The 5,594-nt window shown below is 32.9% G+C and carries 3 protein-coding genes and 3 pseudogenes; 3 read left to right on the top strand and 3 right to left on the bottom strand.

All coding sequences use genetic code 11. From position 1 onward, the window contains the following. Window positions 1-9: 9 nt before the first annotated feature. Both CJZ72_RS14340 and CJZ72_RS14335 read right to left on the bottom strand, forming a co-directional pair. Window positions 10-93, bottom strand: a pseudogene (locus tag CJZ72_RS14340) (type II toxin-antitoxin system Phd/YefM family antitoxin); the annotation flags it as partial. A gap of 105 nt (window positions 94-198) precedes the next feature. Further along, a complete protein-coding gene (locus CJZ72_RS14335) occupies window positions 199-1,425 on the bottom strand; it encodes an AIPR family protein (RefSeq protein ID WP_015065196.1) in 1,227 nt (408 codons plus the stop codon). An 86-nt stretch (window positions 1,426-1,511) separates the two neighbouring features. Between CJZ72_RS14335 and CJZ72_RS14330 the strand changes: the two genes are divergently transcribed. After that, window positions 1,512-1,793 carry a helix-turn-helix domain-containing protein gene (locus tag CJZ72_RS14330; protein ID WP_015065197.1) on the top strand — a complete coding sequence of 94 codons (282 nt, stop codon included), beginning with the start codon at window positions 1,512-1,514 and terminating at the stop codon, window positions 1,791-1,793. An 836-nt stretch (window positions 1,794-2,629) separates the two neighbouring features. Here CJZ72_RS14330 and CJZ72_RS15175 read toward each other — a convergent pair. Beyond that, window positions 2,630-2,893: pseudogene (locus tag CJZ72_RS15175) on the bottom strand (antitoxin epsilon). A gap of 868 nt (window positions 2,894-3,761) precedes the next feature. Between CJZ72_RS15175 and CJZ72_RS14320 the strand changes: the two are divergent. After that, window positions 3,762-4,960, top strand: a pseudogene (locus CJZ72_RS14320) (RepB family plasmid replication initiator protein). Further along, window positions 4,953-5,594, top strand: coding sequence for a hypothetical protein (locus CJZ72_RS14315; RefSeq protein ID WP_015065195.1), 642 nt, complete (start codon window positions 4,953-4,955; stop codon window positions 5,592-5,594). Before CJZ72_RS14320 ends, CJZ72_RS14315 begins: the two are co-directional and overlap by 8 nt.

Below are 5,594 nucleotides of genomic sequence, written 5' to 3'. Positions count from 1 at the left end.
GACTCAATAAATGATTGGATCCGCGTCTTCGTTTACTTGTTTCATATAACTTCTCAAATTTTGTCTAAAATTAGAATAAGCAACTGCTTCCATTTTTATCACCCCAATTATCTTTAAAAGTTGTACAATAAATAGTACAACTTTTAAAGATAATTTTTTGACTTAACATAAATCACGTTATATCAAGTCGAAAAATAATTAATTTTGCTTTTCCTGAAGTTTTCTTAGTTGTATTTGTAATTTTGCAGTATTTACAGCATCAAAGTTTTGTGACCATAGCGTTGAACTTTTACCAGCACTTTGAGGATTATTACCTAACTGTCTAGACATTTCTATAGTATTATTAACCAACTTACTTCTTGTTTCATTCCATACTTCAATAGGATCTATTACCCATTCTAAAGTATTTTCTTTTTCGACTAGTAAAGCTCTAAATGCAGATATTATTGGAAATATTAATCCTTGCGAGATTTGGTAATCTATTTTTTCATTAGAAAATTTTGTTTTTGCTGTACTTTTAACATCAACACCTTTTGTTCTACCGAATTTCCCATTGGAGATACTTTCTAAATAAGCTGTAGGCATTTCTTTTTCGATTGTGTCATATAACTCTGTTATTTTGGGTAGTAACGGTGCTATTTTTAAATACGGATTATCATTATTTTTTTCTATTTTCCCATCAACTTTTCTATCATAATTTTCTAAATAGTCTTTCAAGACATTTGCTTTTCCACTGTATGCAGAGATAGGTTGCGTATTACTAACACTTTCGATATCCTTGAATTTAAATATATTAAATGCATACATAAGTCGAACAAAGTCTACAGAATCTAATCGTTTATCTGTTTCGTTTTCTCTATACGAGACTTGGTTGGCATAGTTCTCATCTTTTATTGATTCTTTTACAAACCCAAATTTTTCTGCTAATTCAGCAATGGCTTTATCAGATACTTGAACGCTTGTGTTTCTAGCAGCTGCTAAATCATCAATGTTTGAAATTTCAGTTACAATTTCAAGGTGAATGTACTGTGTAGTACCTTCTGGAACATTTTTTCTATTTTGAAGAACGGCATGATATGTGTGTCCACCATCTAAAACACCATATAGGCTTTTCGATTGAACGGAATCGTCTCCTAAATCCAATGATAAAACTTTATCAATAGCATTTACAGAGACACTTTTAGCAGCTATTAAGATACCTCTGTTGTTTATAAAAAATGAGTTGTCACTTTCAGTTAAGCCATCAACTATTTTCCTGTAGACTTTAGTTTTAGTATTTATATTCCTTGGATTTACTTCTGTAGGAATTCCAGTTGGTAACTCGTTTACATCTACCCATAAATGATGAACAGTTAATTTATCTTTAGGATAAGGACTGTCCATTTTTACTTGTCTCACATATTTAAATTTCTTTTCATTTTTCATAATTTTTCCTCCAAATTTTTTTATTAGCTAATACAATAACTATAAAGCAGAATTAAAATAATAAAAAGGAACCAAGGTACCTAATTATGACGACTAGAACAAATCCATATGATCCTAAAAATTCTAATCTTATAAAAATAGGATCAAATTTAAAAAGACTTAGAAATAAAAAAAAGCTTTCTATAGAAACTTTTTCAGAAAAAGTATCCCTCTCATCAAAATCTATTTCTAACTATGAACGAGGGTTAAATTTAATATCAATCGAATCTATCATTAGAATTCATGAAAGTGGATTATTTGAGGAATACAATCTTTTAGATCTGTTTCAAATACTGATTATTGATGTGTTTGATTCCTCAGAGAAATAAACTGACTAAGTAGTTATTTAATGACTTAGTTACCATAATCTGTATTAACCCAAGTAGCGCCTGGATCAACCGATCCAGGCGCTTTCTTTGTGAAAGTCAATTGGTCTACCTCTTTTCACCCCGAAAAAGATTGATTTAACAGCAGTCTTTTTCTTAAAAACTTTGTGAAAGTTTCCTTTCAATTCTGAATGAACTTGTTATTTTATTCGGAATTTTTAGCCAATTAATGATCTTCTATTTCTTCATTTTTACGATCGGGCTGCGAAAGCATTTCTAGAAGTGTATGGATCAAAAACAGTCCAATTTGGTGTGTTAGGGTCGTTCGCTTTATTTGAATGGGTGGATCTAATTGATCCTGAATGACTTACCTTATCCAACTCGTAAAGTAAAAACCCGTTTAGGAAGCTAGCTTGCCACCAATACAAAACTAGGTAAAAAAATTACTAGCAATAAAAGAAACTAGTTCAACAAGATTTTAACATGAGCAAAGCGAATTTTAACTAACACGCTTGACGAAAAAGTGAACACGTCACGTGAGTGATCTGTCCTCTTTTTTAGCACGATAGACACCAAAAAATTTTGGTGGGTGTAAGTGCGCCCTTAGCACAACGTAGAAAAAATTCGCTAGATTTTTTTACTGCGTATAAGTGCGCCCTTAGTAAAAATCACTAAGGGAATATTTCTCAAATTAATTTTGTAGAAACGCACCCCTTATTTTTAAGGGCGCACCCCTTATTTTTAAGGGCGCACTTATACCCCTAAATTTCATTTAGTGGTAATTGTGCTATAAAACTTAATTTACATTTCGTTCTATCGTCAAGCGTGTTGGTTAAAACTCACGCTGTTCGTGTGATGTTATCGGCATATTTTTTTATCGTTCGTAAATAGTCGTGATAGGCTTCTAATTCTTCTAAAGATAATTCAAATAAATTAATTTGGTTCATGTTTGATAATTGTTTTAATAAATTTACTTGTAGGTTTTGTCGAATCACTTTTATCGAGTTCATTATTTAAAACATAGTTCAACATTTTTGAGTGAATCGCTGATTGAAATTCATTGATTATCTCAATTTCAAAGTTTTTCTGTAATCTAATGTCATGTTGTTTGCTCCTTTCTGGTTTCGCTTTGCTCAACTAAACATTTACTTTTAATTAAACAGACTTCGCTAGTTTAATCAAAAGTAAACGTGCGGGTAAAAAACAATTTTCTCAAAAAACGTCATAAAATTCGTTTTAAGGCGTTTTTCATATTAAACGTCTATTTATTCAAATGTAAGATTAAAACGCCTTAGAAACGATTTTAAGTGGGTTTAAAGTGGGTTTAAATTGATTTTAAATGAACTGTTTTGTTTGGAATTAAAAAACAATTATTCATGTAGGTTTTTAATTCAAGGGTCGTTAGGGCTTGCCCTGACCGCCTGTAAGGCGTTTGATTGCCAGATAGGCGTATTTATCTAGTCAAACAATTAAAACAGCGTATACGAGCAATTAGAGCCAATCAAGAAAATCCCTAAAAGAGGGTTTGCTCTTTTCTTTTCGCAAGTGAACGAAGTGAACGCTGCAAGTACAATGTGAGCGTGTTTTTCGCTCACTCCTTTTTGCATTTATTACTGTACGATTTTGATCTTTTAGATTTTTTAACCGAAGTGAACGAGAGGGCGAAGCCTTTTTAATTTATCTTATATATTTTAAATCTTTTAAATCTTTTAAACCTTTTGCGTGCCGAAAAAGGCAGTTTTAGCAAGGGTTTGCGAGATTAAACAGAGAGAAAAAACTGTGTATACAGAGAGAAAAAACTGTGTATACAGAGAGAAAAAACTGTGTATACAGAGAGAAAAAACTGTGTATACAGAGAGAAGTTGCATTTATTTTTCTCTATATAGTGCTATAATAAGAGCATAGAGAAAATACCACTGTAAAATGTCTTTCTCTATGCCTAACCAAAACACGCAAAGGAGCGTATTTTCTATGGCCAGTATACCAGAAACGAATCATGTAAAAAAGCAGGTGATGTACATGGATGAACTGACAAAACGAAAAGTCGTGGAACACAATGACTTGATTACGAGCGTAGCAAAAATGGATAAGACCCCTCTAAAGATTTTTGAATTGGCGGTATCGTGCATTGATACGGACAATCCACCGAAAGACCATACGATTTACTTATCCAAAAAAGAATTGTTTGCTTTCTTTGATGTGTCCGACAACGACAAGCATAGTCGCTTTAAACAAGCCATTGAAAAAATGCAGAAACAAGCTTATTTTGAAGTGCGAGAGCAGACTGGAAAAGGATTTGAATTTGAAAGTATTGTGCCAATCCTTATATCAAGTGGAATGATTATGATGATGAAGTCACGATCCGCTTTGACCAAGCGATTATGCCTTATTTGATTGACTTGAAGCAAAATTTTACCCAATATGCTATTAGTGACATTATGGAGTTAAACAGCAAGTACAGCATTGTGTTGTATAAGTGGTTATCCATGCACTATAACCAATACGAGCATTATAGTTCTAAGGGTGGGCGCAGAGAGGAGCAAGTCGAAGCCTACCGCCATCCGTCTATTTCGATGCAAGAATTACGAGCTATGACAAATACAGTCGATGAATATAAAAATATGACAGATTTTACAAAATGGATATTAAATGCACCTCTTAAAGAAATTAATCAATACACCCATTTGAATGTAGCCTATGACAAAATCAAAAAAGGACGTTCGATTGATTCGATTGTCTTTCATATCACGAAAAAATGGCAAGCAGACGATACCAGTTACAAGTTAGATGATCCATTGTACCAAGAAGAGCAGGCAAAAAAAGAACAAACCGAACAAGCTTTGTATGCGGAAGCTATGCAAAGCAACTACACACGCTTGTTGCTAGATTCCATGCTGTTAAGTCCGTATGAAATGACCGACCTTGCACTCATGTCAGGCTTACAAAAGAACGTCTATCCACGCTATGATGAACTGAAAGCCTTACGAGGACTTGAGGGCGTGAAAACGCATTTGTCGTATGTACGTGAGAAGCAAGCACCGTATTCAAAAGGAAATATGGCGAAGTATTTGAAAAAAGCGATTGAACAATACTTGCCAACTGTAAAATTACAAGACCTTGAACAACCAGAACGTGCAAATGTTCGAGGTAAAGGAGCAAGCCATGAGTGAGAATTTAAAAACAATCAAAGAGCTTGCGGATGAGTTAGGTGTTAGCAAGAATAAAATTCATTATCAAGTTTCTAAAATATCAAGCGAATATGTAGTTAGAAATAACGGAATGAAGTTATTAACTGCTATAGCAGTTAAACAGATAAAAGAAAATCTCGGTGTTGAATTAAACAGTCGTTCAAACAGCGAATTAGATACCGATAAACACCAAGAAAAAACTAATATAACAACGAATATGAATATTGAAGGTGTTGAATTAAATAGTTCATTAAATGATTATTTAAACAGTCTTAAACACCAAATTGAATACCTTGAATCTCAAAATATAAATAAAGATGAACAAATAAAAAGCTTGGTGGAATCGCAAAAGCAAACTCAAAAGCTCTTAGACCAACAGCAACGTCTAGCCTTGCAAGATAAAAAATTGCTAGAAGAATACAAGTCGGAGAATGATAGTTTAAAAGCTCTTAAAATGCCCTCAAAGGATATAAAAAAGGAGAAGGTAGATAATCAACCTCAAGAGGAAATAGAAAATCTTAGAAATGAGCACACCATCTTTCAGGAACAATTAAAGGAGAAAGTAATGATAGAGAAAAAAGAAGCATCAAAAAAATGGTGGCAATTATGGAAATGA

This window comes from Enterococcus durans (assembly GCF_002277935.1).
Classification (GTDB): domain Bacteria; phylum Bacillota; class Bacilli; order Lactobacillales; family Enterococcaceae; genus Enterococcus_B; species Enterococcus_B durans.
This window is presented reverse-complemented; position numbering and strand designations above follow the sequence as displayed.